Source organism: Roseovarius sp. Pro17 (assembly GCF_035599575.1).
Taxonomy (GTDB): Bacteria; Pseudomonadota; Alphaproteobacteria; order Rhodobacterales; family Rhodobacteraceae; genus Roseovarius.
Genome location: NZ_CP141179.1, coordinates 1,733,766 through 1,760,442, shown reverse-complemented (window position 1 = coordinate 1,760,442; position 26,677 = coordinate 1,733,766). Strand labels below are relative to the sequence as shown.

The following is a 26,677-nucleotide window of genomic DNA, read 5'->3' as shown; positions in this document are numbered from 1 at the left end:
GCGGGGAGCCTTTCGTTCGGGGGTGCGTGCGCGCACCATGCCTGCGCGGTGGCGCGCTGTCCATTCTCGGGGCTCAGTCGCCGCGCTTTTCCGCCACTGCGCGGTAGTGGCGCAGCACATGCAGCCGGATGGCCGAGGCAAGGCCCAGATCGGGGCCGCGCGCCGCATCGATTTCGGCGGCCAGCGCATTGATTGGGGTGCTACCTTCGGCAGCAATGGCGCGGAAGGCCTGCCAGAACTCTGGCTCCAACGTGACCGACGTGCGATGTCCGCGCAGAGTGAGCGAGTGTTTGACCGGGCGCAGCGTCATTCCTCGCGCTGGTGGTCGTCTAGGAGGCGCGCGGCGCGGTCCGCTTCGGTGCGCTCGGCTGTCTTTTGCGCCTTGGTCCTGCCAAAACGCACGGCATTTTCATCCGCGCGAGTCTTGTCCTCGGCCCGCGCGCGATCCTTTCGCGCGCGGTTGAGGTTAATGGGCGCCCCCGTCACTTGGGCCCGACCATGTCTTCGGGGCGCACGACGCGATCAAAGGTTTCGGCATCGACAAAACCCAGCGCGATGGCCTCTTCCTTGAGTGTCGTGCCGTTCTTGTGCGCCGTCTTGGCCACTTTGGTGGCATTGTCATAGCCGATTTCGGGCGCGAGCGCCGTCACCAGCATCAGCGACTCGCGCATCAGCTTGTCGATACGGGCCTCATCCGCTTGCAAACCGTCCACCAGATTATCGGTGAACGCCGACGACGCGTCGCCCAGAAGTTGCATGGATTGCAGCACGTTATACGCCATCATCGGCTTGTAAACGTTCAGCTCGAAATGACCTTGTGATCCGGCAAAGCCGACGGCGGCGTCATTGCCCATCACATGCGCGCAAACCTGCGTCAGCGCCTCGCATTGGGTCGGATTCACCTTGCCCGGCATGATCGAGCTGCCCGGCTCATTCTCGGGCAGGATCAGCTCGCCCAGACCGCAGCGGGGGCCGGAGCCGAGAAAGCGGATGTCGTTCGCAATCTTGAAAAGACTGCCGGCGACGACGCGAAGCGCGCCCGAGATTTCGACCATCGCGTCATGGGCTGCCAGCGCCTCGAACTTGTTAGGCGCGGTGACAAACGGAAGCCCGGTAATTTCGGCCATGTTGGCGGCGACCGTTTCGCCCCAGCCGCGCGTGGTGTTCAGGCCTGTGCCGACTGCTGTGCCGCCTTGGGCCAATTCATAGATCCGCTCCAGCGCGTCCTTTATGCGCTCGATCCCCATGGCGACCTGATGGGTGTAGCCGGAAAATTCCTGCCCCAGCGTCAGGGGCGTCGCGTCCTGCGTATGGGTGCGGCCAATCTTGATAATATGATCCCATTCCTGCGACTTGCGCTCCAGCGCGTCGTGCAGTTTTTCGAGGCCGGGCAGGGTGACGCCGTGGGCTGTCATGGCTGCCGCGATATGCATTGCAGTCGGGAAGGTGTCGTTCGACGACTGGCCCATATTGACGTGATCGTTCGGATGCACTGGGTCCTTGGACCCGATGGTGCCGCCCATGATTTCGATCGCGCGATTGGCGATGACCTCGTTGGCGTTCATGTTCGATTGTGTGCCGGACCCGGTTTGCCACACGACCAGCGGAAAATTGTCGTCCAGATCGCCGGTGATGACTTCGGTCGCGGCCTCGATAATCGCATCGGCGCGTGCCTCGTCCAGTTTACCCAGCTCAAGGTTCGCCTGCGCGCAGGCCTTCTTGATGACACCGAGGGCGCGCACGATGGCGATAGGCTGGCGTTCCCACCCGATAGGGAAATTGATCAGCGAGCGCTGCGTTTGCGCGCCCCAGTATTTGTCGCTGGGCACCTCAAGGGGGCCAAAGCTATCGGTTTCGGTGCGGGTGGTCGTCTCGGTCCGGCTCATTCGGGCGCTCCTTGGTCAGGTTTGCCTCTGTCTGACCGAACCGCGCGGGAATTTCAATCCGGCGCGCAGGTCAGGCCGCATTGACCTCAATGCTTGCGAAAGCTGTCGAGGCTGACGATATCGCCACCCTCTTTCGGCGCGTCCCCGCCATCGTCGTCGTCGCCGTCATCATCATCATCTGCCTGAGTCTCGAACCGCAGACCGAATTCGACCGACGGATCGACGAAAGTCTTGATCGCGTCGTAGGGCACATAAAGGTTTTCGGGTGCGTCGCCAAAATTCAACGTGATGCCAAAGCCCTGATCGCTGACATCCAGATTGTCATACCAGTGCTGCATGACGACGGTCATCTCATCGGGATAGCGCTGTTTCAGCCAGTCAGCCAGCGCCGCCTCGGGGTGGTTCGTATCAAAAGTGATAAAGAAATGATGCGCGCCGGGCAGGCCGTTATCGCGCACATCCTCCAGAACTTCCTGGATCAGGCCACGCATGGCCCGGTGCATCAGATTGCCGTATTCAATCGTGCGAGACATCCTGAGCCCTCGTTTTCCCTCGGCCCACAATAGGGGATTCGCGAGAAAGTAAAAGGCCTTGCGCGTCGTCACGGCGCCATCTGCAAGAGTGCGCCTGCCGCCGCCATCACAGCCAGTGCGGGCAGCATCGGGGTGCGTAGGCCCACCATCAGTAGCGCAGCGAGCGCGGTCAGCGCCGCCGCCTGCCAGTCCAGAGTGCTGAGGATCGGGTAGGGGCCAAGCGGGCCGCGCGCGATCTGCTCAAAAAGCACATGCAGTGCAAACCACAGGGACAGGTTGGCGATAACACCGACGACAGCGGCCGATATCGCCGCCAGCGCACCGCGCAGGCGCGGCTGGGCCAGAAGGCGGTCCAGATAGGGTGCGCCGGTGAATATCCATAGAAAGCAAGGCACGAACGTTACCCACAGCGTCAGCGCGCCCGCCATCAGGGCCAACGCCGTGCCGCCCTTGGCAAACCCGGCCAGCATGGCGACGAATTGCGTAACTAGGATCAGCGGGCCGGGCGTGGTTTCTGCGAGGCCGAGCGCGTCGATCATCTGGCCAGTGCTGAGCCAGCCATGGGTCTGCGTGACCGTCTGGGTCATGTAGGCCAGCACCGCATAGGCGCCGCCGAAAGTGACGACCGCCAATTTGCTAAAGAGCAGCGCGATATCCGTCAGGAACGTCGCGCCCATGGCATAGGCGATGAGGACTGGCGCCGCCCAGAGCGTGCCCCAGATCGCGACTGTGCGCAGCGTGCGCGCGGTTTGACCGGGGGCGGGTGATGGCGCGCGGTCGCGGGTTTCGGCGCGCGAGTGCCACGCGCCCCAAAGTGCGGCGGCGGCGATGATCGCCGGGAAAGGCAGGGCGGCGGCGTAGATCGCGACGAAGGCGAGGATTGCCAGTGCCCAATGCGCCCATCCCGTCAGCGCGCGGCGCGCAAGCCGCCATAGCGCCAGCGCGACGATCACGAGGACGGCGGCCTTGATCCCCGAGAAAAGCGCCTGTACCAGCCCAACATCGCCCCAATGCGCATAGGCCAGCGCCAGCGTCAGGATTACCGTCGCGCCCGGCAGCACGAACAACAGTCCCGCGATTAGACCGCCCCAAGTGCCGCGCAGTTTCCAGCCGGTATAGGTGGCCAGCTGCATCGCCTCGGGGCCAGGCAAGAGCATGCAAAAGCTGAGCGCGCCCAGAAACTGTCGCTCGTCCAGCCAGCCGCGCCGCTCGACCAGTTCGGTGTGCATCAGCGATATCTGCGCAGCCGGTCCGCCGAATGACAGAAAACCGATCCGCGCAAAACTGCGCAGGAACTCGCGTGTGGAAACCTGCATGTCACGCCCCCGCATGGGGCCAGTCGTGACCTTCCTCATGCCCGTCGCGCGCCCAGCGATAGAGTGCATCATAGAGCGGCATCGCCGCTTCAAGCTGGGCCTGATCGTTGCGATACTGCCGCGACAGGCCCACGGACACCGCCAGCAGACCGGCGGCTATGGGGTGCAGCTCATGCCGGTTCGTGTCCGCCGCGCGGATCGCCAGTGCAAGGCGGTCCAGCGCCGGGCTGCTCAGTCCGAACCGCTCGACCATTACGTCAAAGGTGCAGCGATCCCCCTCATGGGTGAAATCCACCCCCTCGGTATCAAAGGGCGTCGCGCCGAATAGCTGCGCTGCGGCAGTTACCTCTGACGGGGCGACAAAGAGGAACCGCGCACCGGGATCGACAAATCGCCGGATCAACCAAGGACAGGCGATGCGGTCGATTTTGGGGCGGGCGCGGGTGATCCAGCAGGTCTGCATCGCATCGTCGAATGGCACGGCGGCCACCGGTACCAGTGGCGCCCCCGAATCGCGCCACGCCATGACGCCGCCTTTGAGGTATTCGGCTGCGATCCCTTCGGCCTGTAGGGCGCTGACGACCCCTTGGCTTAGTTTGCGGCCCTTCTGACAGACGATGACGGCGGAACGCCTTTTGAGGGTGATGATGAGGCCCGGCAGATCGGCATGCGAGTGACGCCGCGCGCCGGGGATCAGGCGTGGGTCGGCGGCAAAATCGTCGGGCAGGCAGACGTCGATGATGGCAGGGCAGAGCGGTGTGCCGATGAGGCGCATCAATTGTGATGGGGTAATTTCATGGGGGGCTGGCATGGCATCCTCTGAGCAATCAGGTTCAGGATGCGACATTGGGCCAAAGCCTCACGGGGCAGTCGCGGCGTTCCCCAAGGGACAATTGTGGCGTGAAGCGCCGGATGTGTCAATATCGGTGAACCGCACGCGCGGCACGACACTTTGAATGAGGGAGAGGGTAAAGTGCAGGCTTCTGTTGCCAGGTGCCTGCGAACCCCGCCTTACGCTGCTAGGCGTAAGGGCTTAGGTTTCGATCTCTCGAACCGCTTACGCGGCCAGAGCTACCGGAGCACGATTGTCATTTGCAATTGTACTTTTCGGGCCGATACGGTGGCACCCCGCCGAAACAAAGCATAACCCCTTTAGACGTTCGTCGATCCTGTTTCGACCCCGATCCGCCCCCAAATGAAGGGTTGTTGGTGGAGTCGCCGGGTACCGCCCCCGGGTCCGATCCGCTTATTACGAGCGCGTTTATGTCCATAGTCCCCGAGGGGACAGGTTGAATATAGGCGCTCTTGGGGCGTTTGCAAACGGTCTAGCGGCATTGCGAGCAACTTTTTTAGCGGTGGGCACAATCGAGTTGTTGCCAATTCAATACTTGCCGTTGCCTCAAGGTCCATAGCGGCATCAGGGGGCAACAGCCGCGCTGCGTGTAATACGCCGGCTATGCCGCCCTCACTGTATGACAACCGTGCGCTGTCACCCCTGACGAGCCCTTGAAATTGCCGTCATATTCTCAGCCTTTAGGCGGGCGCGCTTTTTCCAGGCAGGATAAGCAATGAAAGGGGCTGCCAAAAGGCCGATGCCAAACGTGAAGAGGCATAGGAAAAATAGCAGGAATCCACGTCCGACGAAGCCGTGAACCCAGAAATACATCGGGCCAAACATCAGCGACCACAGCCATGTCAAACCCGTACTTTCGTTAAAGGTATCGGTCAGTAGTGCAGTTTCGGCCTTGTCTGCCTGGGCCTGCGCGATCAAGTTTGGCGATGTACTGGGGGCTGTATTGCTCATTTGGAATTCTCATTTTCTTTGGTTTGATTACGATAGTGGCCCGGCGCCGTCACGCGGCAAGACATTGGTATGGCTCAAACATTTAAAGCCACGATAATTTCAGCAAGAATACGATGGGATTGAAGCTGTCTTACCTGACTGACACAGCGATCCGTTTCACGGCGATTGACGCCGCAGGCGCCAAATGCAAGCTGAGCGTGACATATGCCCAAGGAGCCCCCCATGGAAGATATCGACGCCCGCCACAACGAAAAGATGAAGCGCATCAAGGCACAGCGTGACGCCCTGATGAAGCACAAGACCGAGGAAAAGGGCCTGATCATGGTCCATACCGGTGACGGCAAGGGCAAATCCTCGTCTGGATTCGGCATGATCATGCGCTGCATCGGTCACGGGATGCCCTGCGCTGTCGTGCAGTTCATCAAGGGCAACTGGCAGACCGGCGAAAAGACGTTTCTGCGCGAGCGCTTTGCGGATGAGTGTCGGTTTTTCGTCTCAGGCGAAGGCTTTACCTGGGAAACGCAGGACCGCGCGCGCGATGTCGCCGCCGCCCAGAATGGCTGGAAAATCGCGCAGGAGCAGATTCTCGACCCCAAGATCCAGTTTGTTCTGCTGGATGAGATCAACATCGCACTGCGCTACGATTACCTCGATATCGACGAGGTGGTTGAGTTCCTGCTGACGCAGAAACCCAAGATGACCCATGTCTGCCTGACGGGCCGCGACGCCAAGCCCGAGTTGATCGAAGCCGCCGATCTGGTGACCGAGATGAACCTGATCAAGCATCCGTTCCGTGACGGGGTCAAGGCGCAGTTGGGCGTGGAATACTAGTGCAACCGTGCGGTGCGGATAGGGGCAGGGCGTGACGATCTTCTGGTCGGACGCCCAACTGCGGCACAGCAATGCGCATTTCGTGCAGATGGGTGCGATCCGGCCCAGTCGCGAAAGCGCCAGTCGTGCGGCGCTGATCGCCGGCACGCTGCGCGCGCGCGGCAAGGTGCTGAGTGCGCCGGACGATGCCGGGTGCGATCCCATCCTCGCCGTGCATGACGCCGATTACGTCGACTTCCTGCGTTGTGCATGGGGCCGTTGGGTTGCCGAATATGGGAACGGTGCACCTCTCGCCGCCGGGGGGCACGCGATGCCCAACGCCTTTCCGCTAGTACCCTATGCGCAAAAACCCGACCTGATTGTTGGCCAACTGGGCTGGTATTCGGGCGACATGGCCGCTGAGATCGTCGAGGGAACATGGGCCGCGTCCTACTGGTCGGCCCAAGGGGCGATTGCGGCCGCGCGGGCTGTGCGGATAACGGGGCGCGCGCATTACGCGCTGTGCCGTCCGCCGGGTCATCACGCGCTGGCAGGCAAGGCGATGGGGTTTTGCTATCTCAATAACGCGGCCATCGCGGCTGAAGAGCTGCGTGGCAACTACGCCAAGGTCGCAATCCTCGACGTAGACGTGCATCACGGTAACGGCACGCAGGCGATATTCTATGACCGCGCCGACGTGCTGACCGTCTCGATGCATTCGCACCCGCGCGCGTATTATCCGTTTTTCACCGGTTACCCGGAGGAACGTGGCGAGGGCGAAGGTGAGGGATTTAACCTGAACACCCCCTACGAATTCGGTGCAGGCGACGGCCCTTTTCTGTCCGCGCTAGAGCGCAGCATCAAGGCGATTGTCGATTTCGCGCCCGATGCGCTGGTCCTCGCGCTGGGCGTCGATGCGTCCGAGCATGACACGCATGGTCGCCACGCCGTCACTCGCCCGGCCTTTGGGGCGATGGCCGAACGCATATCCGCGCTGGGCCTGCCGACGGTGATCGTGCAGGAGGGCGGCTATGAGTCGGACGTGCTGGGGCATCTGATCGCCGACGTGCTGGACGTATTCGGTGTCTAGCCTTTCGTCATCCGGGCGTGGACGGCATCCAGCCCGTCGTCCCACGCGGTCAGCCCGCCGGTGCGGGTTAGCTCACTCACCAGTTGCTCGGTCACACCGCCCGGCGTGGCGATGCTGGCGATGATATCTGCCCAGTCCTGCGGTGCGTCCTTCAACACGGCAGCATTCCCGGCTAGCGTGGCTGCGACCAGCGAGCGCGCGACCTCGGGCGCGATCCCGCGCCGCTCGAACCATTCGGCAAGGTGCTGCATCAGCAGGAAGCTGGCCCCCGATAGTGCGCCAAAGACGGCTGCGGTGTCATACTCCGCCTGCGTTTCCAGCGTCAGGACCGGTCCCAGATTCGTCAGCAACGCCTGCCAGTCCTCTGCCGCCGGATAGAGCAGGCAGGGCCCTGCGCCGATGGCGTTCGCCGCACCGGGCATCATCGTCTGGCAAAGGGCCGCGGGCGCGATCAGCGGTGCCAAGGTGTCAGGCCCGACGCCAGCCATCGCCGAGCAGACGCTGTGGCCCTCGCTGAATGTCAGGCCGGACATGATCTCGACCCCGGCGCTTGCGGGCAGGCAGACCAGCACCATTCGCGCACGGTCGACAACGTTCTGATTGCTGCGCGCCACGATGACCCCGTGCGCCTCGGCCAGAGCTGCGGCGACCTCCGCGCCGCGCGGCGAGACGATGATATCTGCCATCAGCCCGGCGCGGCGCAGTCCGGCCACCACATGCGCGGCCAGCGCTCCGGTGCCAAGGATGCCGATGGGGTCCATTTCAGTCCCACGCCTCCAACACTTCGGCGATGATCTGGGCCGTATGGGCGATGTCCGCCTCGTCATGCAGGATCGACGGCAACGAATGCAGGGTCGAGCCGGGCGTCATGTAGATGCCGCGATCCATCAGTTTCAGCGCGAAATCGCGGTATTTCACGCGATCCACATGGGCGCAGAAATCACGGTAGTCGGTGATCTCTTCGGCATCGGTAAAGAAGATCTGGAACATCGATGTGACGCCCTGACAGATCGCGCGATGCTTGTTCTGGCCCCGCAGGACGTCGCCGATAGCGGCCGCCATCTTTTGTCCGATCTCCATGTTGTGCTTGAACCCGGCATTGTCGTTGGCCGTCATCGTGGTCAGCATCGCCTTGGATACCGTCAACGATAGCCGCCCCGCGTTATGCGTGCCGAAATGCAGCACCTTGCCCCACTCAAGCCCTGACATCACCTCGTCCGAGCCGCCGATCACGGCGACAGGCATGCCACCGCCGATCGCCTTGCCGTAAGTGACGATATCGGGCGTCAGGCCATAAAGCTCGCAGCATCCGCCGGGCGACAGGCGGAAACCTGTCACGGTTTCGTCGACGTAAAACAGCGCGCCATGCTCGCGGCATAGCTCTTGCATCCGTTGCAAATAGCCGTCCTTGGGGGCGATCACGCCGAAATTGGCCATCACAGGCTCGGTCACGACGCAGGCGGCATCGCGGCCATGCAGGGCCATTGCACGCTCGAGCGCATCGAAATCGTTCCATGGCACGACCACGGTGTCCTCGAGCGCGCCGGGCGTCAGGCCTGAGCTGTCAGGGATATGAACGGGATTGGACTTATGGCCCAAAGACAGCGGATTATGCGGGTTCGAGTTCAGCAAAACGGCGTCCCACCAGCCGTGGTAGTGCCCCTCGAACTTGATGATCTTGCGCCGTCCGGTATGCCCGCGCGCAAGGCGAAAGGCGGCCATGGCGGCCTCGGTCCCGGTGTTGGCAAAACGGATCTTGTCGACATGGGGCAGCATCGCGACGATCATTTCGGCCAGTTCGACCTCTATCTCCACCGCCGTGGCCGTGTGCGTGCCGCCCACGACGGCCTGCGTCACCGCCTCGACAATGGCGGGATGGCCATGGCCCAAGGGTAGTGCGCCATAGGCCATCATCCAGTCCAGATAGGCGTTGCCGTCCACGTCATAGAGGTATTTGCCCTCGCCGCGCTCCATATATTGCGGCGCGCGCCCAAAGGCGGCAGGCCCGCGCGAGGCCGAGGAAACGCCTTCGACCATCACCTTTAGGCCGCGCGCGTGCAGCGCTTCTGATTTCGTCATGTCCATGGCCCGTCTCCCTATCCAGATGTCAGCGCAATTGTTACTATAGGAACATATTGCGGTCAATTGAGGTCAGGTTGATCCTGCGATAAGAGATTAGGCGCGTTGACACGAAAAGGGGAAAGAGCCGTGGAGACTGAACAAATCGACAGGCAGTTCCTAGGCCGCCGGATCAAATCGCGCCGGATCGGCCAAAACCTCAGCCAAGAGACGCTGGCCGAAAAGGCCGGGTTCGCGCGCTCGACCCTGTCCAAGATCGAGACGGGTAATCTGTCCCCGACCTTCGAGATCCTGCTGAAACTGGCGCGTGGCCTCGGTACTGACCTCGCCGAGTTGTTGCAGACCGGCGGGCCGTCGGCGCTGACGGGCCGGATGATCGTGACGCGCGGCACACCCGACACCACCATTACAGACGCCAATTCGGCGCTATCTCCGCTGGCGCCGCAGCTGCGCGGGCGAAGGTTTCAGTCCTACATCACGGAATTCACCTGCACGGACATCGCGGAATTCGGCCCGTGGAACAGCCACGCGACCGAGGATTTCCTGTTCGTGCTGACAGGCGATCTGGTGTTCGTTTCCGAAGGATACGAGCCGACCGTGCTGGCACCCGGCGACAGCGTGCATTTCGACGGCGCCATGAAGCACGCCTGCCTCGCACGTCCGGGCGGGACAAGTCGATGCCTCTATGTCTACGCGGACAAGGCGGGCTGAGGCGCTTACGGCGTGATTACCGGACCCGGCAGGCTAGATTTTCCAAAAAATCCTTGCGCATCACGAAATAACATCCATATACCATCCACACGGATGGAGAAACGCAATGAGTAACGTCAAGCAGCTGCGCGACAAGCAGCCCGAGAATGAAAAGATCACGATCAATCTGGGGTTTGTTGACCTCGGGCGGATCGACCTGCTGGTGCAGGAGGGATTCTATTCGAACCGCAGTGATTTCATACGCACGGCCATTCGAAACCAGATCGACGCACAGTCCGAGATCGTGACCAAATCGGTCGAGCGCCACACGATGGAACTGGGCCTGCGCGACTACACCCGCGCCGATCTGGAGGCGCTGCGCGATGGCGGCGAAATCCTGCACGTCAAGGTGGTGGGCCTTGCGCGCATCGCCGCCGACGTCACCCCCGAACTGGCGAAACAAACAATCGGGTCCATTACCGTGCTGGGGGCGCTTCAGGCCTCTCGCGAAATCAAGGAAGCCTTGGCCGACCGCATTCTCTAGGATGCCCAGCCCCTTATAAGGAATACTCAGATGATGAATTTCAACGCTGGCGCATGGCGCCCGGCGAACAATGATGCACGCCCGATGAGCGCCGCCGACGACCTCGTTCGGCGCACCCTCGCGCAGCATGGCCTGATGCCGGATGGCGCGGGACTACCGGGGCTTACGGGTCTGCCTGGCGCCGACATCGCAAGGCCTGCGCCCACGATACCGGATGGCGCATTGTTTTCGCGCGATACCCACGCGGGCCACAGCGGCAGCCGCGCCTACCGCACCTATGTTCCTGCCTCGGCGGGGCAGGGCATCAAGGGCATTGTGACTATGCTGCATGGCTGCACTCAGACGCCCGAGGATTTCGCGACAGGCACCGGCATGAACGCGCTGGCCGAACAGCACAATCTGATCGTGATCTATCCTGAGCAGGCGCGCGGTGCCAATGCGCAGACCTGCTGGAACTGGTTCAGCAAGGGCGATCAACGCCGCGACCGCGGCGAGCCCGAGATTATCGCAGGCATGACGAAACGCGCGATGGCCGAACATGGCGTGCCGCGTACGCAAACTTTTGTCGCAGGTCTGTCGGCGGGCGCGGCGATGGCAGTGATTTTGGGCGAGACTTATCCGGATATCTTTGCCGCAGTAGGCGCGCATTCCGGTCTGCCCTTCGGCGCGGCCAGCGACGTTCCCTCGGCGTTTGCCGCGATGGCGGGGACGGCGGGCGCTGCGACTGGCCGGCTCAAACCTTCGGATATGCGCACGATCGTGTTCCACGGCACAGCCGATCGAACCGTTCACCCTGCCAACGGCGACACCATCGCGGATATGGCTGAGGCAAGCAGCATCGCCGCCTCAGTCCGCACGACACAAACGGGACAGGCGGGCGGACGCGGCTATCGCCGGGCCATCGCGTCGGGTCCCGAAGGGGACGTGCGGCTGGAGCATTGGACCGTCGAGGGTCTCGGCCACGCATGGTCCGGCGGGCAGCCGGGCGGCAGCTACGCGGACCCGGCTGGGCCGGATGCCAGCGCCGAGATGATCCGCTTTTTCATGAACATCAACTCTCAGGAGATACTCAAATGACCACCATGACATTCGACGCCGTGAACGAGGCAACCGCCGGGCCAAAATGGCACGCACGCTGGCAGCGATCCTGGCCCTCTTACGAGGCCTGGTTCATCGCAAGCGGCGGCGATCGAGGCCCCGACCGCAAGGCGTGCCGCGCAGCGATGCAGTGCCACATGCCCGAACTGATCCCGGTCTATGACCGGCTGGTTGCCATCACGGGTGATACTGATCGTGCAGCGCAGTTCCTGTCGACCTGGTGCCCGCCGACCTATTTGGGCGGCTGCTCGCTGGCGGCGCTGGCTGACGACACGGGCGTTCGGCTGCTGCGCAACTACGACCTTGCGCCCGACCTGAACGAAGGCCTGTTGCTGCGCAGCGAATGGACGCGCCCCGTAATGGGCATGGTCGAGTTCCTCTGGGGTCTGTCCGACGGCATCAACGATGCTGGCCTCTCGGTCGCGTTGGCCTATGGCGGCCGTTCCGAGACGGGCGAGGGGTTCGGCATCACGACGATCCTGCGCTACGTGCTCGAGACCTGCGATACGGTGGACGACGCGCTGGCGGCCCTGCGGCGCGTGCCATCTCATATGGCCTACAACCTCGTGCTGGCGGACCGCGCGGGACACACCGCCAGTGTCGAGATTCTGCCCGGCGGCGGCGTGCGGGTGATGCCCCAAGCCGTAGCGACTAATCATCAGAGCGGTGCTGCGCGACCCGACGGCGCCTCCTTTACCCGCACCTATGAACGCCACGCGCATCTGACACGCCTCGACACGCAAGCCGTCGATCTGCACGTCGAATTTACCTCGGACTCACTGCACCAGGATCGCTATGGCGAAGGCTTTGGCACTTTGTTCACCGCCGAATACGACCCCGAGGCATGCACCATGCGCCTCATCTGGCCGTTCGAGCAGTGGCACCAGTCGCTGGACAGCTTCGATGAGGGGTCGCGCCTGATCGACTTCGCAGCCGCGCAGCCCGGCGGACAGGCAGTTCCGGTCGCCGGTCCCGATACACCCGATTGGGCGATGGCCGCCTTTGTCGACTGGCGCGCCGTCGCGCGCGACTTTGCGGCAGGGCAGGGACGCAGCATTGACAGCTATCTGCCGACATCGGCACCCCAACATTCGGCGTCGTGGCAGGGGTATTTGGGTAACGCTTGACTGCGCAAGGGGAGACTATGTTTGCCGGGGTGGGTTGCATCCCGGCAAATCGATTGCGTTCCTGCGGGTGCAATCCGCATGCTCGCCTAGCCGACCAAAAGTTGCCGCGCCAAGACCGTTGAGACGCTTTTGGTGGGTCGCAAGAAAAAGCCGCTCTCGCTCGTCAGAAAGATCATCTGCCGCGCGCGCGACAAGCCAATAGCGCTGATCGCATTCGGTCGGTGCCTCGATCCGCCGGGTGTCCTGCATCGCCTGCGTCATGCTGTTTCGTAACGTTATCACCGGCACGGTGGCGGGCGTCGTTCCTCGCATTCCGGGCGCCGCAGCCAACGAAACGCGACAGTGATCCCCACAGGGCGAGAACTAAGCGGACGAAACTAATAAAGCTCGCATGAACATGCGCTAAGGCGCGTTGGCCCTCCGCCTCGCGGCCCTAACGAGATTCGCTGCCCGATCTACGACTCGTGCTGCTACATGCTCAAAGGTCAAGAATCGGGCGATCAGCGGCAACACATACTCTGTCTGTTGAGAGAAGTTGACGATCCAAGACAACGCCGAAATTTGAGTGACCCAAGAGCAGGATGTGGATTGCAATCCACGCCTCCGTCGGCCGAACTACGAAGCGGAGGTCGCGTTCGGCTGGCAGGCAGGGTCCGAGACGATGCGCTGTGCTCTGAGGCCAGCATCACCGAACTCGTCGAGGCGACCCACGTTGCCACTGCCGTCGCGTGGCACAATGCGCGCAGCGGGGCGCCGATCTGCCGAGGATCAACTTGCCGACCCATTCGGCGGGCTGCTTGATGTCGATCGACCGGCCAACTCCTGAGCCGCACTATCGACCGATCGATGCTGTCGCTCAGACCCCGCTCGCTCAGATCACGCCCATTGCTCGCATGGCGTCCGCCACGCGCACAAAGCCGGCAATGTTGGCTCCAAGGACATAGTCGCCCGGCGCGCCATATTCCTCGGCGGTCTGATCGCACGCCTCGTGGATACCATGCATGATCTCGGCCAGCCGCTCTTCGGTCTTTTGAAAGCTCCAGCTGTCGCGGCTGGCGTTCTGCTGCATTTCCAGCGCGGATGTGGCGACGCCGCCGGCATTGGCCGCCTTGCCCGGCGCGAACAGCACGCCCGCCGCTCGAAATAGCTGCACCGCGTCGGGGGTGCAGGGCATGTTGGCGCCCTCGGCCACGGCGATCACACCATTCTCGATTAGCGCTTTGGCATCCTTGGCGACCAGTTCGTTTTGGGTGGCGCAGGGTAGGGCGATCTCGCAAGGGACTTGCCAGATTGAGCCACCCTCAACGTAGTGGCAGCCGTCGCCTTTCATCTTGACGTAGTCACAGATGCGGCCGCGCTGCACCTCCTTGATCTGTTTGACCAGATCCAGATCGATGCCGCCCTCGTCAACAATGTAGCCGGCGGAATCCGAACAGGCGACGACCTTACCGCCGAATGCGAGGATCTTTTCCATCGCATAAATGGCAACATTTCCCGAACCCGACACGACACATCGCTTGCCCTCGAAATCGGTACCTTGCCGGGTCAGCATAGAGCGCACGAAATAAACAGTACCAAATCCCGTCGCCTCCTTACGCGCGCGCGAACCGCCATAAGACAGCGCCTTGCCCGTCAGGACGCCCGCCTCAAAGCGGTTATTCAGCCGCTTGTACATGCCAAACATGTAGCCAATCTCGCGGGCGCCTACGCCAATATCGCCCGCCGGGACGTCGACATATTCGCCGATATGACGGTGGAGTTCGGTCATGAAAGACTGGCAGAACCGCATGATTTCGCGATCAGATCGACCCTTCGGATCGAAATCGGACCCGCCCTTGCCGCCGCCGATGGGCATCCCCGTAAGCGCGTTCTTGAACGTCTGTTCGAACCCGAGAAACTTGATAATTCCGACATTCACCGAAGGGTGGAACCGAATTCCGCCCTTGTAAGGACCAAGCGCCGAGTTGAACTGGACGCGAAAACCGCGATTGATCTGGACCTGATTCCGGTCGTCGATCCACGGAACCCGAAAAATGATCTGGCGCTCAGGCTCGCAGATACGCTCGATCAGGGCGTCTTCGGAGTATTCAGGATGCCGTTCGACCACCCGCCCCAAGCTTTCCAGTACCTCGCGTGCGGCCTGATGGAATTCCGGATCGCCTGCGTTGCGGTGCATCACCGTGTCGAGGATCGGTTGAAGCTTGTCATCAATGGTGTTCAAAACGCTGTCCCTAATTTTCTGATTTCGCAAACAATTGCGCAGGATCATTGGAAACGCAATGGCGCTCAGGAAGTGCCTTTCCTGCGATGGAAACAGACGATCGGCAGTGGGCGGACGTCCACAAATGGGAGCCACTGACATGCGCGCGATCCCGACCAACAGACTGTGGCTTGCGCGGGGATGCCGTTGTTGTGGGCGCGCAATGGCCCGCAGATCACTGACCTGAGAATGAAATGAGCTGGATCGATTGGTACTGCATAGGCGGCGTGCGAATGCCACGCCTTTTAAGCGGGTTAAGGATAAGCCTCACGCTCCTATCGCCCACCTGAAATGCAAAACGGACCGGATGGACGTCGGGGGGCACGGGCTGAGCCATTCCCGACTTTTGCACAGGTTGCGGTATCGTTCGAGGGCAAGTGATCTTGGCTGGACGCTACATCGGCCCCGACAACACCCACTAGATGGCGCATCGCGCGATGAAGACAGACAGCGCGCCTTTCCCTGCTGCCTTTCGCGAGAACATCGATTGTAAGTGTTAAATTGATGTCCACGCTGCCACAGGATGGGGTGGCGATAAGCGCAGCGCACTCACCCGGCTTGTTTACATGCCAGCAGAACGCTCGCTGCTGTAAAGAGGCGCTCTTGCTCCGGGCGCTCGATCGCTGTCGTGCGGTTGTGCCCTCCAAGGTCACGGAAGGGCCGGGCACGTCGCTTGCGCGCCACTTTGGTTAAACCGGCGCTGCTGAATGCGACATCTTCGAGATGGGCGGTCAATTGATCCAGCGTCGGAGTGCGGTGGATGCCGATCGACACGGTCATCCGTAGCGCCGTATCGCCCGCAACGTGATAGGCGTGGTCATTCAGAATACGGCGCACCTCAGTGGCGATACGCTCGCTTTCCGCCACTTGGCGGAAATCCAGCGCCATGACGAGCCGATCATCCGCAGTCACCGCAATCGGAAGGCCACTTACGTCCAACTCTTGCATGCGAAGACGCATCGCGCCTTGGGCCTGACGAAACACATCGCGCCCCAGTTCTTTGGCCAAGCGGGTGCTGCCAAGGGCGCGCACTATGATGAATCCGGCGACGCGACCGTTGCAATCGCTGCGCAGCAGTGCCGTTGCCTCTGCAGTAAATTGGGCAAAACTGACAAGCCCGCTAACCGGGTCATGCGTCTGTCCGGCAATCAGCGCGCGCTCGGCCATCATGCGTAATCTTTCACGCTCAAGAAACACGGCGGCGATGGGAATCGACAGCATGTTCAGGGCGGTCATCGGCAGGGCGGCTGTAGCAAAAAACGCTAGGCAGACGTCCCAAGGCAGTAAAACCGCAGCACCTATATGCCCGCTGACCAAAACGGCCAGCGCCAAAAACTGCCATATATTGCGGCGCGTTGCCCGCAACGTACAGCGGTCCCAGACATGACCTGCAAGGCAGGCGATGGTCATGGCCGCGATCCCCGAGGGCATTCCAACACCACCGATGGAAAATCGTGTCGCCGCCGCAATAGCAAGGCACAGCAGCGCGCCGCGCCAGCCGAGGAATGCGCCCGCCAGAGCGACTGGTACGTTGCGCATGTCAAGGATGACGCCGGGCACTATTTCGATTAGCGCATTCATCTGGAACATGGCGATCAAACCAAAGGCCAGCCCCAAAACGATCTGAGCTTTGGAGTCGCTCATTCGTGTTCTGATCACGCCATAGACAGAAGCGAGCACAGCCACGACGGCCAAAGAGCCAATGATTTGAGGTAACAGCATGAATTTCCCCCTTTAAACCCACGTCGCATGATCGCGTGGAGGGGGTAAAAATCTCTTAACAGATAAAATCAGCAACATAATTAGTCGCAAAGAGCAGCGCAGCTTGCATGGGTCCAGCCAGGTACGCTTCGCTAAAAGTACGCTTAATCAGCGGGTTGAGTGACGTTCTTTAACCGCCATGATTGGGCGGGAGGATGAAGCCATTGACCGGATAAACGCCGCCGAAAGCGTCGGGATTGCTTTCGAGACGCACGGCCGACCAATCACCCTTGTCCGATACATCGATCACCGCCATATCTTGGCTGATCTGATCGCGGTGCCAATTGGCGTGATCAATCAGAATGCGGTTCTCGGACACGATTTGAGACACGACGGCGACATGACCGAGGGGCATCGACGGGGTCGAACGGAAGGACATGACCGCGCCGATGGCGGGGGTGTGACTCTGCTCGAATCCGCCCTTGGCCTTGCCCCACCATGTATGCGCGTTGCCGCGAATGTTGATGCCGCTGACGTTGCGCGCAAAGGGTACGCACCAGACGCGCGCACCTTTGGCGCGCAGGGTCGCGGCCTCGCGCAGGGCCATAGCCTCGCGGACCGGGTCAATGCTGCCGTGGTTGATCTCTTGCGTTCGGGGTGCGCCTGCGCAAGCCGAAAGAGTGAGTGCGGCGGCGCACAATAGCGGCGCTATACGCCATGACTTGGCGGTGAATTGAATTGTCATCGGTCCCTCGTGGTTTCGTCTGCCTGTGGCGCTCTTCCGGCGCTCGCGGGTTTATGTCCTACAAATTCACGTCAAACCGAAGTGATTAGAATTCACCCAGCGAAATACCGCTCAAATTTGAATGACAATACATTGGGGCCAAAGTGTGATATTTTTGCGGCTAATGTGCAAAGACCCCGCCAAAGCAGGGCCTTATCGCTCAGTTCAAATATTTTTCAGCGGCGACGACGCCCGCCGATGCGGCCCGCCCGGCCGCGGCCCTCTTCGCCGACCTTGGGCGGCGGCTTGTTGAACTTGATCCATTCGCCGCCGTGCGCGTCGTTATTGGTCAGGAAATTGGCGGCGCGAATCGCCTCCATCTCGCTGCCCGCTTTGGGCAGGGTGCTGCCAAGGCCGAAGAGTTGGCAGAATGTTTCGTCATCCATGTCCTCAGGAATCTCAAGGCCGGTAGCGGCGACTTCGGCCCGCTTTTCCGCGATTTTCGAGGGTGGAACAGGCAGGCCGACCGGGTTCATGATAGCCGATGTCATGCCAGCGCCCATCGCCATGGGCAGGAAGGCGTTATTGATACCGTGCCGGTTGGGCAAACCAAAGCTGATGTTGGATGCGCCACACGTGGTGTTCACGCCCAACTCCTCGCGCAGGCGACGCACGAGGGCAAAGACCTGAAGACCCGCCGTGCCCATCGCGCCGATTGGCATGACGAGCGGATCGACCACGATGTCATGCGCGGGGATGCCAAAATCAGCAGCGCGCTGGACGATCTTTTTCGCCACCTCAAAACGCACGTTGGGATCCTCGGAAATACCGGTATCGTCGTTGGAAATGGCCACAACGGGGACGTTATATTTCTTAACCAGCGGCAGCACGAATTCCAGCCGCTCTTCCTCGCCGGTGACTGAATTCAGCAGGGGGCGGCCCTCGCACGTCTTCAATCCGGCCTCAAGCGCGGCAGGAACCGAACTGTCGATGCACAGCGGTAGATCGACAAGCCCCTGAACCAGCTCGACGATCTTGGTCATCAGCGGTGGTTCGGTTTCGTTCGGGTTGGGGTTCGAGTTATAGACGACACCCGCGTTGATATCGAGGACAGTCGCGCCGCAATTGGCCTGTGCGACGGCGTCCATTTCGATGGTCGAAAAATCACCCGCCTCCAACTGGGCCGCCAGTTTTTTACGCCCCGTTGGGTTGATGCGCTCGCCGATGACGCAAAAGGGTTCGTCAAAGCCGATGACGGCGGTTTTCGTTTTGCTCTCGACGATAGTGCGGGTCATGTGTGTTCCTTGGTCAATTATTGCAGGGCCGAGGCAGGCACGCCAGACGCGCCTGCATTTTCGATGGCCCATGTTGCATTCGCCTTGATACCGCCGAGCGGAAAGAAATGCACGTTGGTGATGTTGAAGTCGGGGTTGGCTGCCTTATGCGCGGCCAGTTCGGAAATAATCTCCGACGGCTCATATGGCAGCAGCAGCTTGGTCACGTCCATCGCACGCTTTTGCAGCACCTTTAGCGATGGGCCGACACCGCAAGCGATGGCGAATTTAATGAGCGTTTGTAGTTTGGCCGGGCCGGCGATGCCGATATGAATAGGCAGGTCGATGTCAGCGGCCTTGAGGCTATCGGCCCATTCGATGATCGGTCCGGCCTCAAAGGCAAACTGCGTAGCCAGCGCCATCTCGGCGTCGGATGTGTCGGCAAAGGCCTGCTTCCATTTCAGCGCGGCAGTCACGTTCTCCATCCCGCCTGACGGGTCGATATCGCGGTTGCCCTCGGGATGGCCTGCGACATGCAGACGCTTGAACCCTGCCTTGCCGAATTCGCCTGACTCCAGCAGCTGCATCGAGCTGTCGTAATCGCCATGCGGGTGCGTCACACCGCCCGCCAGAACCAATGCCTGATCGACGCCCGCCTCGCCTTGATAGCGTGCGATCCAGTCGGCCAGTGTCGCGCGGTCCTTGATGATGCGCGCGGGGAAATGTGGCATGACGGGATAGCCGTCCTCGGCTAGACGCTTGGCGGTGGCGACCATATCCTCGATCGGCGTGCCCTCGATATGGGCGATGTAGACGCGCGTGCCCTCGGGCAGCAGATCGCGGAAATTCTCGACCTTCTCGGCTGTGCGCGGCATCACCTCGATGGAATAGTCCTTGAGCAGTGCCTGAACGGCGGCGGGCGGCGTCGCAGGGGCGGCGTGGCCGCGCTTTCTAAAGTTCAAAAGGGCCATGAAAGCCTCCTTAATCCCGGTTGGGGTCATTCCTGAGGGGTCGCGTCTGCTTCGTTCCAGCCGTCATTTGCGATCAGCGCCTTGATGCGCTCGCGGTCATATTCCGCCTCGATGCGCGCGGCCTCGGCTTCAACCACGTCTGTGGGTTCGCCCTCGACAGGATAGGGCGCGGCCTTGCGCCATTCGGCGAGGTAGGCGTCGCTGCCGTCTGCGCCGATCTTCATGGCGGCGCGGTCTATGGCCTGCTCGAACCGCTCGGTCAGTTGTTTTTTAGTGCCGTGGCGGCCTTTGCCGACCATGACCTGAGCAGGAATGTCCCGCCAGTAGACTATTGTGACATCGACCATGATGATTCCCTCAGCTGTTGGCCCCTATCTATTGCACGCTCTGCCGCATGCGGTGCCTGTTTTCGACCCAACGCGCGCCCTGCGCGACGTGTTTTTGCTAACCCATCCTGGCGCGTGCGGCCATGGCTGGGGGCACCCCATAATTTTCATGTCGTTTATGAGGGGCGCGGTTAGTGGCTGCGGGCTTGCGCAGGGGCGGCGTAGGTCATACCTTGGGAGCAACTCGAAATGGAAGGCGTTCCCTATGACGCCCAAGCGTCCCCAAGGTGCGGGCGCAATCCCTATACCGGTTGAGAGCCCCGCGCCGAAACCGCCCGAACGGTCGCCGCTCTATGCGGCGCTTGATCTGGGTACCAATAGCTGCCGGATGCTGATCGCGGAGCCCCGCGGCAGCCAATTCCGTGTGATCGACAGTTTTAGCAAGTCGGTGCAGTTGGGCGCCGGTCTGGAAAAGACCGGCCAGTTATCGCGCGCCTCCATCGGGCGCACGATACAGGCGTTGCGCGTGTGCCAGCAGAAACTCAAACGTCACAAGGTCAAATCCATGCGCCTCATCGCGACCGAGGCATGCCGCCGCGCGGATAACGGCGCGTCGTTCATGGCGCGTGTGCGGCGCGAGACGGGGCTGACACTGGACGTGATTACGCCCCTTGAAGAGGCGCAACTGGCCGTCGTTAGCTGCGCGCCACTGGTCAGCCCCGAAACCGATCAGCTTCTGGTCGTTGATATCGGTGGCGGCTCGACCGAGTTGGTGTGGATTGATCTGACCGACGTGCCACGTGCTGATCGACGGCGTGCCATTATGCGCCTGCATGGCGGTTTCAATACGTGCAGAGCCGAGGATGGTCCGCACGTGCGCGTGGTGGACTGGATTAGCGTACCCTTGGGCGTTGCCACATTGCGCGACCAGTTCCGTGACGTCGCTGACGACGCAGCGCGTTTCGCCCTGATGAGCTGGTTTTTCGAGGAAAATCTGGTGGAATTCGCACCCTACAAAAGCGAGCAGACGCGCGAGGGATTTCAGATCGTCGGCACCAGCGGCACTGTCACGACAGTTGCTGCCAGCCACCTGAACCTCAAGCGGTATGATCGCAATCGCGTCGATGGCCTGCGCATGACCTCGGACGAGATCGACACAGTGATCCGTAGCTATCTGACCCTCGGACCCGAGGGACGGCGGCTTGATCCTCGCATCGGGCTGGACCGGCATGCGCTGATTATGTCGGGCGTGGCGATTTTGCAGGCGCTTTTGCGTTGTTGGCCGACGGACCGCCTGTCGGTCGCTGATCGCGGGCTGCGCGAGGGGATGTTATACGCTCAGATGTCGGCGGACGGCGTGCTGAGTATTGAGGAGGACGCATGAATAAGGGACCGGATGGCAAGAATACGTCAGGGCGCGGCCAACGCGACCTGACGATCAGGGTCAAAAGCGCGCGGGGCCGCAAGGCGTCATCAACGCGCTGGCTGCAACGCCAGCTCAACGATCCTTATGTCAAGCGCGCGCAGGCCGAAGGTTATCGCGGGCGTGCCGCCTACAAGATCATGGAAGTAGACGATAAGTTCCGCTTTCTCGTGCCCGGCGCGCGCGTCGTCGATCTGGGGTGCGCGCCCGGCGGGTGGGTTCAAGTCGCCGTGCCGCGCATCAACGCGCTCGGCGAAAGGACCGGCAAGGCCGTCGGCACGATCCTGGGCATCGATCTGCAAGAAATGGAGCCGATTGTCGGCGCGACCCTGCATCAGCTCGACTTTCTGGACGAAGGCGCGGACCAGCAGGTCAAGGAGTGGCTGGGTGGCCCCGCCGATGTTGTAATGTCGGACATGGCCGCCTCCAGTTCGGGTCACAAGCAGACCGACCACCTGCGGATCATTTCGCTGTGCGAGGCGGCGGCCTATTTCGCCTTTGATGTACTGGAAGAAGGCGGCACGTTCGTGTCCAAGGTGCTGGCCGGCGGCGCCGAGGGCGAGCTGCAAAAGCTGCTCAAGCAACGATTTACCAAGGTCTCAAACGTCAAGCCGCCTGCGTCCCGTTCGGACAGTTCCGAGAAATTCGTAGTTGCGACAGGGTTTCGCGGCCGAGACTCAGCAGATTTTCTGCCATGAGGCAGCGGCGCGGTTTGCGATCTCAGCCAAAACGCCTGGCGCTGGAAGAGGTATGGATTTCAAGCGTTTAGAGATGCTAGATGCGCGGTTTTGCTGGCGGATCAGCTCGAACAGGCGTGCATGGCGCGCGGGTGTGGGCGCATCGAATACGAAATGCTGCATGTGCCATCCTATGTCTCTGGTTCGCTTAGGAATGACGCTAATACGTAAAAATGTGCCTAATTTGGCAGCGATGTGGCGGCCAAGGGGCGGGATGTCGTGGCGCGCCGCCCATCACGAATATGTGAGTGATCCTGTTTAGGGAGCGGCGCGTAACCCTCCCATCGCTGATAATGGCGACACTCAGACAGGAGTTTTCAGAATGATCCGTAGAACCTTTATGGCGCTCGCTGCCTCCACGGCAATGGCATTCCCCGCGTTCGCGGCCGACAAAGACATTGTCGACACCGCGGTCGAAGCGGGCTCGTTCAGCACGCTGGTTGCTGCAGTCGAGGCCGCAGGCCTGGTCGAGACGCTCAAGGGAGAAGGCCCCTTTACCGTGTTTGCCCCCACTGACGATGCCTTTGCGGCACTGCCCGAAGGCACCGTCGAGGACCTGCTAAAGCCCGAAAATAAGGACAAGCTGGCCGCGATCCTGACTTATCACGTCGTTGCTGGTAAAGTTATGTCGGGCGATCTGAGCGATGGCATGACCGCCGCGACGGTCGAGGGCAGCGATGTCACGATCAAAACCGAGGGCGGCGTCATGGTGAATGATGCCAACGTCACCACGGCCGATATCGAGGCGTCGAATGGCGTCATCCATGTCATCGACAGCGTGCTGATGCCGTCTATGTAAACGGCCCAGCGGGGCGGCCCGTCCGCCCTGCGCGGAGCTAAAAACGCAAACGCTGCCGAAGTATCCTTCGGCAGCGTTTTTCGTTTGCAGAGCGTTGACCTCAGGCTGACTGGCGGAAATCCGTCACTGAAGTCACGGCAAAACGTCCGCCTTTCAGCTTTTGGAGCTTGCCTTGGCGCAGCAATTGCCCGAACGAACGCAGACCATCCTCACGCGAAAATTCGTCGTCGTTCGCTTCGCGCAGTTTCTGCATCAGCATGGGGCGTGAAAATTGTGGCGTGCCCTCAATATCGGCCATGTAGGCCGCTGCTGCCTCAAGCAGGTCGGTCAGGCTGTTCGCGCCCATCTGCTCGGCGAACTTGGCAAAACCAGCGTGATCGCTGTTGCTGGCTATGGCGTCGGGTGCATGGGCGTCGTCGTCCGACTGTGGCGTCATCGCCACGTCGGCGCGGGTGATGCGACGCGGGCGTACGGGCTGCGTCGGTTGGTCGATGCGCTGCTCTGCCACCAGCTTGAGCGGGGCGGGGCGGATTGCCATGCTCGCCGCCGGGCGCGGTGTTGCCGAAGCTGCAACAGGGTGCGGGCGGCGGGGACGCACGGCGCTTTGCAGATCGTTGCGGTAGGGCTGATCGTCGACATCCTCCTGCATGGCGACGCCTGCGCGGCGCTCGGCCCTGGTGGCGGCGACGGCAGCGCGTAGATGCTGAATGACGCTGCGGCGCTTGTTCGATTCAGGCTCACCCAACTGGGTGTTGGCCTCATCAAATATGCGCGCGGCCTGCGCGTCGGACGCTGGGGCACCTAGGCGCCCGGCACGTCCGGGATCGTTTTGAGGCGCGGCCTCGTGCTGTTCGGCCTCAATCCCCTTGCCGTCATCCTGCGTATTGTCGTCCCCCTTGGGAAGAGCCGCCGCCACTTCGCGGTCAACATCGTCGTCGGTATCTTTGTCGGCATGGTCCTTGATATCGGCCTCGATATCGGCGTCGGTCGTGGGCACGGGCGCGTATGTGGGATGGGGAATCTGTGCGTTGGGTGCGCGCGAATGCTCCAATTCGGCCTCGACCTCGGCCAGCTCGCGTTGGAGATCGGTCTCGGCCTCAGGGCTCAGATCGCTGGGACCAGCAGCCTCTTCCATCTCTTCGTAAAGATCGCTGTCGGCGAGGGCTGCGTCAAGATCGGCGCGCTTCATCTTGATCACACGGGCGCCTTGCGGGCGGTCTGCTACGACGTCGCCCTTTGCTGCGCTATCCGACGCGGCGGTGTCGTCCTCAGCGGTGTCGTGATGCGGCTCACCATTGATGGCATTTGTCAGAAGCAGCGACGGTGCGTCCTGCTCGGACGATTGCGGCGCGGCCTCATCTGCTGCGCTATCCGACGCGGCGGTGTCATCTTCAGCGGTATCGTTCTGCGGCTCACCATTGATGGCATTGGTCAGAAGCAGAGACGGTGTATCCTGCTCGGATGCCTGCGACGCGGCCTCATCCGCTGCGCTATGCGGTGCGGCGTCGTCGTCTTCAGCGGTGTCATCCTGCGGCTCACCGTCGGCGGCATCGCTCAGAAGCAGCGACAGTGTGTTCTGCTCGGACGATTGCGGCGCGGCCTCATCTTCGTAGTCGTAGTCTAAGTTTGGATGACCTACATCGGAAGCGCGCAAAAACGCTTCCAGTTCGTCGTCGTCCGCGTCGACCCATTCCTGAGTGTCCTCCGCATCTTGGGGGCGCTCTTCGGTGATCTCAGATACGGTGTCCTGAGTGGGTTGAGCGGTCTCGGCGCCGATGCGTGACAGAATGTCGTCGTCGCCGGACTCTTCGATCTCTGAAGCTGGTTCGGCGCTGACGTCGCTGGCCGCGATATCCTCAGCAAAGCTGTCGGGTGAAACGGCGTCTATGCCCGGCTCTTCTGACGCGAGGGCATCGGTGCGCAGTTCATCTGGTGCGGGCACCTCGATAGGCGCTTCGGCAACTGCATCATCAGCAGCGATCACGTCATCCGCTGATTCTTCCGACGTGTCCAACGGGGCGTCGTCAGTCGCCACTTGGTCGTCGAAACTGGGCGGTTCGGCTGCGACAGCATCGGGCGTCTGATCGGCGACGATGTCATCGTCCTCGAACTCCGCCGTTGCAGTAATGAGGTCCCGCGCCTGCTCGTCATCGTCAAAGCCGTTGACGGGAAAGGACGATACGCCCGGCGTGGCGACAGCGCGAATACGGCGCAGCTTGTCCGCGATGCTCTCACTGGCGAGGGCGTTTTGGCGCGGGGTCGGCGCAGCCTGCGGCGGGCTGTGGTCAAGCCATTCGTCCGCCGTCACCTCCGAGGGGGCCTCTTGGGCAACGGGCTGCGGCGCAGCGGCGGCTTCTGTAGGGGCAGTTTCTTTGGGCGCGGTTTCTTGGGGCGCAGCCACCGGAAGAGCGGCGGCGCCAGCGCGCAGATGGATGTTGCCATCGGTATCGCGCACCTCGACACGGCGGGAAATCTCGCGCTCGGCGATGCGTGCCAGCATCTCGGCGTCGGGCGCCGCTGGCTCGGCACCAAAGTAGCGGTCGTCGGCCGCCAGGTCGCGGAAATACTCGGCGATGGCCTTCATGGTGTCGAACGAATCGTCAAAGCCTTCCAACGTGCATGAGAATGTGCCGTAGGAAACCGTGAGGATCTTGCTGTTGCTGACCATAATAAGCGCTCCTTTCCTTGACTACGAAGTCGATCTTCACCATGGCGGGCAAGCCAGAGAGGCCCGAATCTGCGATCATCATCGTATCATTTCATGGCAACATTGTGATCTGTTTCCAAAAAAGCAGTAAGTCCAAAGGATTTAAGTATGATTGTTCACAAATTGGGGCCCGTCGTGCTGATTGGGGGCGCCGAGTTGGACCACCACGTGCTGCGCATGGCCGTCGACCTTGGCGACGTCGTCGTCGCGGCGGATGGCGGGGCGGCCACAGCGCTGGCGCATGGGATAACGCCGCAGGCCGTGATCGGCGATTTTGATTCGATTCCCGATAATGTGCGCGCGGCGCTGCCGCCGGATATTTTGCACGAGGTTGCCGAACAGGACAGCACCGATTTCGAAAAATGCCTGACGCGCATCGACGCGCCGCTGATCGTTGGTGCGGGGTTCAGTGGGGCGCGGGTGGATCATCAGCTGGCGGTCTGCAACGTATTGGTGCGCTGGCCCGCTAGGCGCTGCGTTTTGATCGGCACCGATGACCTTTTGTTTCTTGCGCCGCCGACCATGGCGCTGGATCTGCCGGACGGTTGCCGGGTGTCGCTGTTTCCGATGGGGGCGGTCGAGGGGCGCTCGGAGGGGCTGAACTGGCCGATAGACGGGCTGACGCTGACGCCCGACGGTCAGATCGGCACGTCGAATTTTGCCGTCGGCCCCGTGCAGTTAACTGTCACCGCGCCCAAGCTGCTGGCGATCCTGCCGGTAGAGCATCTGGAACAGGTCGTGCAGATGTTGCTGAGCAACCCGGCGCGATGGCCATAGC

26 protein-coding genes and 1 other RNA gene are annotated in these 26,677 nt (G+C 61.6%); 10 read left to right on the top strand and 17 right to left on the bottom strand.

Going from position 1 to position 26,677, the window contains the following annotated elements; genetic code table 11:
• Positions 1–73: 73 nt before the first annotated feature.
• The 8 genes from U3654_RS08535 to U3654_RS08500 form a co-directional block, all read right to left on the bottom strand.
• Complete coding sequence (locus tag U3654_RS08535; protein ID WP_324754911.1) at positions 74–310, bottom strand: ribbon-helix-helix domain-containing protein; 237 nt, start codon at positions 308–310, stop codon at positions 74–76.
• Positions 307–486 carry a DUF4169 family protein gene (locus U3654_RS08530; protein WP_324754910.1) on the bottom strand — a complete coding sequence of 60 codons (180 nt, stop codon included), beginning with the start codon at positions 484–486 and terminating at the stop codon, positions 307–309. The genes U3654_RS08535 and U3654_RS08530 overlap by 4 nt, the downstream gene beginning before the upstream one ends.
• Positions 483–1,886 carry a class II fumarate hydratase gene (fumC, locus tag U3654_RS08525; RefSeq protein ID WP_324754909.1) on the bottom strand — a complete coding sequence of 468 codons (1,404 nt, stop codon included), beginning with the start codon at positions 1,884–1,886 and terminating at the stop codon, positions 483–485. Before fumC ends, U3654_RS08530 begins: the two co-directional genes overlap by 4 nt.
• Before the next feature lie 86 nt (positions 1,887–1,972).
• Positions 1,973–2,419: an SspB family protein gene (locus U3654_RS08520; protein WP_324754908.1), complete on the bottom strand. Its 447-nt coding sequence runs from the start codon at positions 2,417–2,419 to the stop codon at positions 1,973–1,975.
• A gap of 68 nt (positions 2,420–2,487) precedes the next feature.
• Entirely contained in the window at positions 2,488–3,735 is a 1,248-nt protein-coding gene (gene chrA, locus U3654_RS08515) for a chromate efflux transporter (protein WP_324754907.1), read from the bottom strand.
• Between the two features lies 1 nt (position 3,736).
• Positions 3,737–4,546, bottom strand: a complete 810-nt coding sequence (locus U3654_RS08510) for a chromate resistance protein ChrB domain-containing protein (RefSeq protein ID WP_324754906.1) — start codon at positions 4,544–4,546, stop codon at positions 3,737–3,739.
• Positions 4,547–4,707: 161 nt separating this feature from the next.
• Positions 4,708–5,060: a transfer-messenger RNA gene (ssrA, locus tag U3654_RS08505) on the bottom strand.
• A 164-nt stretch (positions 5,061–5,224) separates the two neighbouring features.
• Entirely contained in the window at positions 5,225–5,539 is a 315-nt protein-coding gene (locus U3654_RS08500) for a hypothetical protein (protein WP_324754905.1), read from the bottom strand.
• Between the two features lie 222 nt (positions 5,540–5,761).
• On the opposite strand from U3654_RS08500, the gene cobO reads away from it, so the two are divergent.
• Both cobO and U3654_RS08490 read left to right on the top strand, forming a co-directional pair.
• On the top strand, positions 5,762–6,370 hold the full coding sequence (gene cobO / locus U3654_RS08495; RefSeq protein ID WP_324754904.1) for a cob(I)yrinic acid a,c-diamide adenosyltransferase: 609 nt from the start codon (positions 5,762–5,764) through the stop codon (positions 6,368–6,370).
• A 31-nt stretch (positions 6,371–6,401) separates the two neighbouring features.
• Positions 6,402–7,439 carry a histone deacetylase family protein gene (locus U3654_RS08490; RefSeq protein WP_324754903.1) on the top strand — a complete coding sequence of 346 codons (1,038 nt, stop codon included), beginning with the start codon at positions 6,402–6,404 and terminating at the stop codon, positions 7,437–7,439.
• Here U3654_RS08490 and U3654_RS08485 read toward each other — a convergent pair.
• Positions 7,436–8,200, bottom strand: a complete 765-nt coding sequence (locus tag U3654_RS08485; protein WP_324754902.1) for a pyrroline-5-carboxylate reductase dimerization domain-containing protein — start codon at positions 8,198–8,200, stop codon at positions 7,436–7,438. The two genes, U3654_RS08490 and U3654_RS08485, sit on opposite strands and share 4 nt — an antisense overlap.
• Position 8,201: 1 nt before the next feature.
• A complete protein-coding gene (locus U3654_RS08480; protein WP_324754901.1) occupies positions 8,202–9,524 on the bottom strand; it encodes an aspartate aminotransferase family protein in 1,323 nt (440 codons plus the stop codon).
• Positions 9,525–9,647: 123 nt separating this feature from the next.
• Between U3654_RS08480 and U3654_RS08475 the strand changes: the two genes are divergently transcribed.
• The 4 genes from U3654_RS08475 (at position 9,648) to U3654_RS08460 (ending at position 12,977) form a co-directional block, all read left to right on the top strand.
• Positions 9,648–10,229 carry an XRE family transcriptional regulator gene (locus tag U3654_RS08475; protein ID WP_324754900.1) on the top strand — a complete coding sequence of 194 codons (582 nt, stop codon included), beginning with the start codon at positions 9,648–9,650 and terminating at the stop codon, positions 10,227–10,229.
• A gap of 106 nt (positions 10,230–10,335) precedes the next feature.
• Positions 10,336–10,752, top strand: coding sequence for a CopG family transcriptional regulator (locus U3654_RS08470; protein WP_324754899.1), 417 nt, complete (start codon positions 10,336–10,338; stop codon positions 10,750–10,752).
• Between the two features lie 30 nt (positions 10,753–10,782).
• On the top strand, positions 10,783–11,829 hold the full coding sequence (locus tag U3654_RS08465) for a PHB depolymerase family esterase (RefSeq protein ID WP_324754898.1): 1,047 nt from the start codon (positions 10,783–10,785) through the stop codon (positions 11,827–11,829).
• Positions 11,826–12,977: a C45 family peptidase gene (locus tag U3654_RS08460; RefSeq protein WP_324754897.1), complete on the top strand. Its 1,152-nt coding sequence runs from the start codon at positions 11,826–11,828 to the stop codon at positions 12,975–12,977. Before U3654_RS08465 ends, U3654_RS08460 begins: the two co-directional genes overlap by 4 nt.
• A gap of 871 nt (positions 12,978–13,848) precedes the next feature.
• Here U3654_RS08460 and gdhA read toward each other — a convergent pair.
• The 6 genes from gdhA to U3654_RS08430 form a co-directional block, all read right to left on the bottom strand.
• The gene (gene gdhA / locus U3654_RS08455; RefSeq protein WP_324754896.1) at positions 13,849–15,198 is read right to left on the bottom strand and encodes an NADP-specific glutamate dehydrogenase; all 1,350 of its coding nucleotides are present in this window, start codon (positions 15,196–15,198) and stop codon (positions 13,849–13,851) included.
• Positions 15,199–15,786: 588 nt separating this feature from the next.
• The gene (locus tag U3654_RS08450; RefSeq protein ID WP_324754895.1) at positions 15,787–16,959 is read right to left on the bottom strand and encodes a LytS/YhcK type 5TM receptor domain-containing protein; all 1,173 of its coding nucleotides are present in this window, start codon (positions 16,957–16,959) and stop codon (positions 15,787–15,789) included.
• Between the two features lie 169 nt (positions 16,960–17,128).
• Positions 17,129–17,683, bottom strand: a complete 555-nt coding sequence (locus U3654_RS08445) for a CHAP domain-containing protein (protein WP_324754894.1) — start codon at positions 17,681–17,683, stop codon at positions 17,129–17,131.
• 215 nt (positions 17,684–17,898) lie between these two features.
• Positions 17,899–18,957, bottom strand: a complete 1,059-nt coding sequence (locus U3654_RS08440) for a methyltetrahydrofolate cobalamin methyltransferase (RefSeq protein WP_324754893.1) — start codon at positions 18,955–18,957, stop codon at positions 17,899–17,901.
• 17 nt (positions 18,958–18,974) lie between these two features.
• A complete protein-coding gene (locus tag U3654_RS08435; RefSeq protein WP_324754892.1) occupies positions 18,975–19,907 on the bottom strand; it encodes a methylenetetrahydrofolate reductase in 933 nt (310 codons plus the stop codon).
• Between the two features lie 26 nt (positions 19,908–19,933).
• Positions 19,934–20,254 (bottom strand): virulence factor, encoded by a 321-nt coding sequence (locus U3654_RS08430; RefSeq protein ID WP_324754891.1) that lies wholly within the window; start codon positions 20,252–20,254, stop codon positions 19,934–19,936.
• Between the two features lie 244 nt (positions 20,255–20,498).
• Between U3654_RS08430 and U3654_RS08425 the strand changes: the two genes are divergently transcribed.
• From U3654_RS08425 to U3654_RS08415, 3 genes are all read left to right on the top strand, one after another.
• Positions 20,499–21,617, top strand: a complete 1,119-nt coding sequence (locus U3654_RS08425; RefSeq protein WP_324754890.1) for a Ppx/GppA phosphatase family protein — start codon at positions 20,499–20,501, stop codon at positions 21,615–21,617.
• Positions 21,614–22,354 (top strand): RlmE family RNA methyltransferase, encoded by a 741-nt coding sequence (locus U3654_RS08420; protein WP_324754889.1) that lies wholly within the window; start codon positions 21,614–21,616, stop codon positions 22,352–22,354. Before U3654_RS08425 ends, U3654_RS08420 begins: the two co-directional genes overlap by 4 nt.
• A gap of 361 nt (positions 22,355–22,715) precedes the next feature.
• On the top strand, positions 22,716–23,192 hold the full coding sequence (locus U3654_RS08415; RefSeq protein WP_324754888.1) for a fasciclin domain-containing protein: 477 nt from the start codon (positions 22,716–22,718) through the stop codon (positions 23,190–23,192).
• 100 nt (positions 23,193–23,292) lie between these two features.
• On the opposite strand, the gene U3654_RS08410 is transcribed toward U3654_RS08415, so the two are convergent.
• The gene (locus U3654_RS08410; RefSeq protein ID WP_324754887.1) at positions 23,293–25,860 is read right to left on the bottom strand and encodes a hypothetical protein; all 2,568 of its coding nucleotides are present in this window, start codon (positions 25,858–25,860) and stop codon (positions 23,293–23,295) included.
• Between the two features lie 147 nt (positions 25,861–26,007).
• Here U3654_RS08410 and U3654_RS08405 point away from each other — a divergent pair, with 147 nt between their 5' ends.
• Entirely contained in the window at positions 26,008–26,676 is a 669-nt protein-coding gene (locus tag U3654_RS08405) for a thiamine diphosphokinase (protein WP_324754886.1), read from the top strand.
• The last annotated feature ends 1 nt before the right edge of the window (position 26,677 follow it).

What these genes read in the sequence shown, in the direction of transcription:
- U3654_RS08420 (WP_324754889.1), top strand. Translation starts at nt 21,614, where the DNA reads ATGAATAAGGGACCGGATGGCAAGAATACGTCAGGGCGCGGCCAACGC.
- U3654_RS08500 (WP_324754905.1), bottom strand. Translation starts at nt 5,539, where the DNA reads ATGAGCAATACAGCCCCCAGTACATCGCCAAACTTGATCGCGCAGGCC.
- U3654_RS08405 (WP_324754886.1), top strand. Translation starts at nt 26,008, where the DNA reads ATGATTGTTCACAAATTGGGGCCCGTCGTGCTGATTGGGGGCGCCGAG.
- U3654_RS08410 (WP_324754887.1), bottom strand. Translation starts at nt 25,860, where the DNA reads ATGGTCAGCAACAGCAAGATCCTCACGGTTTCCTACGGCACATTCTCA.
- U3654_RS08450 (WP_324754895.1), bottom strand. Translation starts at nt 16,959, where the DNA reads ATGCTGTTACCTCAAATCATTGGCTCTTTGGCCGTCGTGGCTGTGCTC.
- U3654_RS08485 (WP_324754902.1), bottom strand. Translation starts at nt 8,200, where the DNA reads ATGGACCCCATCGGCATCCTTGGCACCGGAGCGCTGGCCGCGCATGTG.
- U3654_RS08465 (WP_324754898.1), top strand. Translation starts at nt 10,783, where the DNA reads ATGATGAATTTCAACGCTGGCGCATGGCGCCCGGCGAACAATGATGCA.
- cobO (WP_324754904.1), top strand. Translation starts at nt 5,762, where the DNA reads ATGGAAGATATCGACGCCCGCCACAACGAAAAGATGAAGCGCATCAAG.
- U3654_RS08425 (WP_324754890.1), top strand. Translation starts at nt 20,499, where the DNA reads ATGACGCCCAAGCGTCCCCAAGGTGCGGGCGCAATCCCTATACCGGTT.
- U3654_RS08480 (WP_324754901.1), bottom strand. Translation starts at nt 9,524, where the DNA reads ATGGACATGACGAAATCAGAAGCGCTGCACGCGCGCGGCCTAAAGGTG.
- U3654_RS08520 (WP_324754908.1), bottom strand. Translation starts at nt 2,419, where the DNA reads ATGTCTCGCACGATTGAATACGGCAATCTGATGCACCGGGCCATGCGT.
- U3654_RS08440 (WP_324754893.1), bottom strand. Translation starts at nt 18,957, where the DNA reads ATGACCCGCACTATCGTCGAGAGCAAAACGAAAACCGCCGTCATCGGC.
- U3654_RS08415 (WP_324754888.1), top strand. Translation starts at nt 22,716, where the DNA reads ATGATCCGTAGAACCTTTATGGCGCTCGCTGCCTCCACGGCAATGGCA.
- U3654_RS08510 (WP_324754906.1), bottom strand. Translation starts at nt 4,546, where the DNA reads ATGCCAGCCCCCCATGAAATTACCCCATCACAATTGATGCGCCTCATC.
- U3654_RS08470 (WP_324754899.1), top strand. Translation starts at nt 10,336, where the DNA reads ATGAGTAACGTCAAGCAGCTGCGCGACAAGCAGCCCGAGAATGAAAAG.
- U3654_RS08460 (WP_324754897.1), top strand. Translation starts at nt 11,826, where the DNA reads ATGACCACCATGACATTCGACGCCGTGAACGAGGCAACCGCCGGGCCA.
- U3654_RS08435 (WP_324754892.1), bottom strand. Translation starts at nt 19,907, where the DNA reads ATGGCCCTTTTGAACTTTAGAAAGCGCGGCCACGCCGCCCCTGCGACG.
- fumC (WP_324754909.1), bottom strand. Translation starts at nt 1,886, where the DNA reads ATGAGCCGGACCGAGACGACCACCCGCACCGAAACCGATAGCTTTGGC.
- U3654_RS08430 (WP_324754891.1), bottom strand. Translation starts at nt 20,254, where the DNA reads ATGGTCGATGTCACAATAGTCTACTGGCGGGACATTCCTGCTCAGGTC.
- chrA (WP_324754907.1), bottom strand. Translation starts at nt 3,735, where the DNA reads ATGCAGGTTTCCACACGCGAGTTCCTGCGCAGTTTTGCGCGGATCGGT.
- U3654_RS08535 (WP_324754911.1), bottom strand. Translation starts at nt 310, where the DNA reads ATGACGCTGCGCCCGGTCAAACACTCGCTCACTCTGCGCGGACATCGC.
- U3654_RS08445 (WP_324754894.1), bottom strand. Translation starts at nt 17,683, where the DNA reads ATGACAATTCAATTCACCGCCAAGTCATGGCGTATAGCGCCGCTATTG.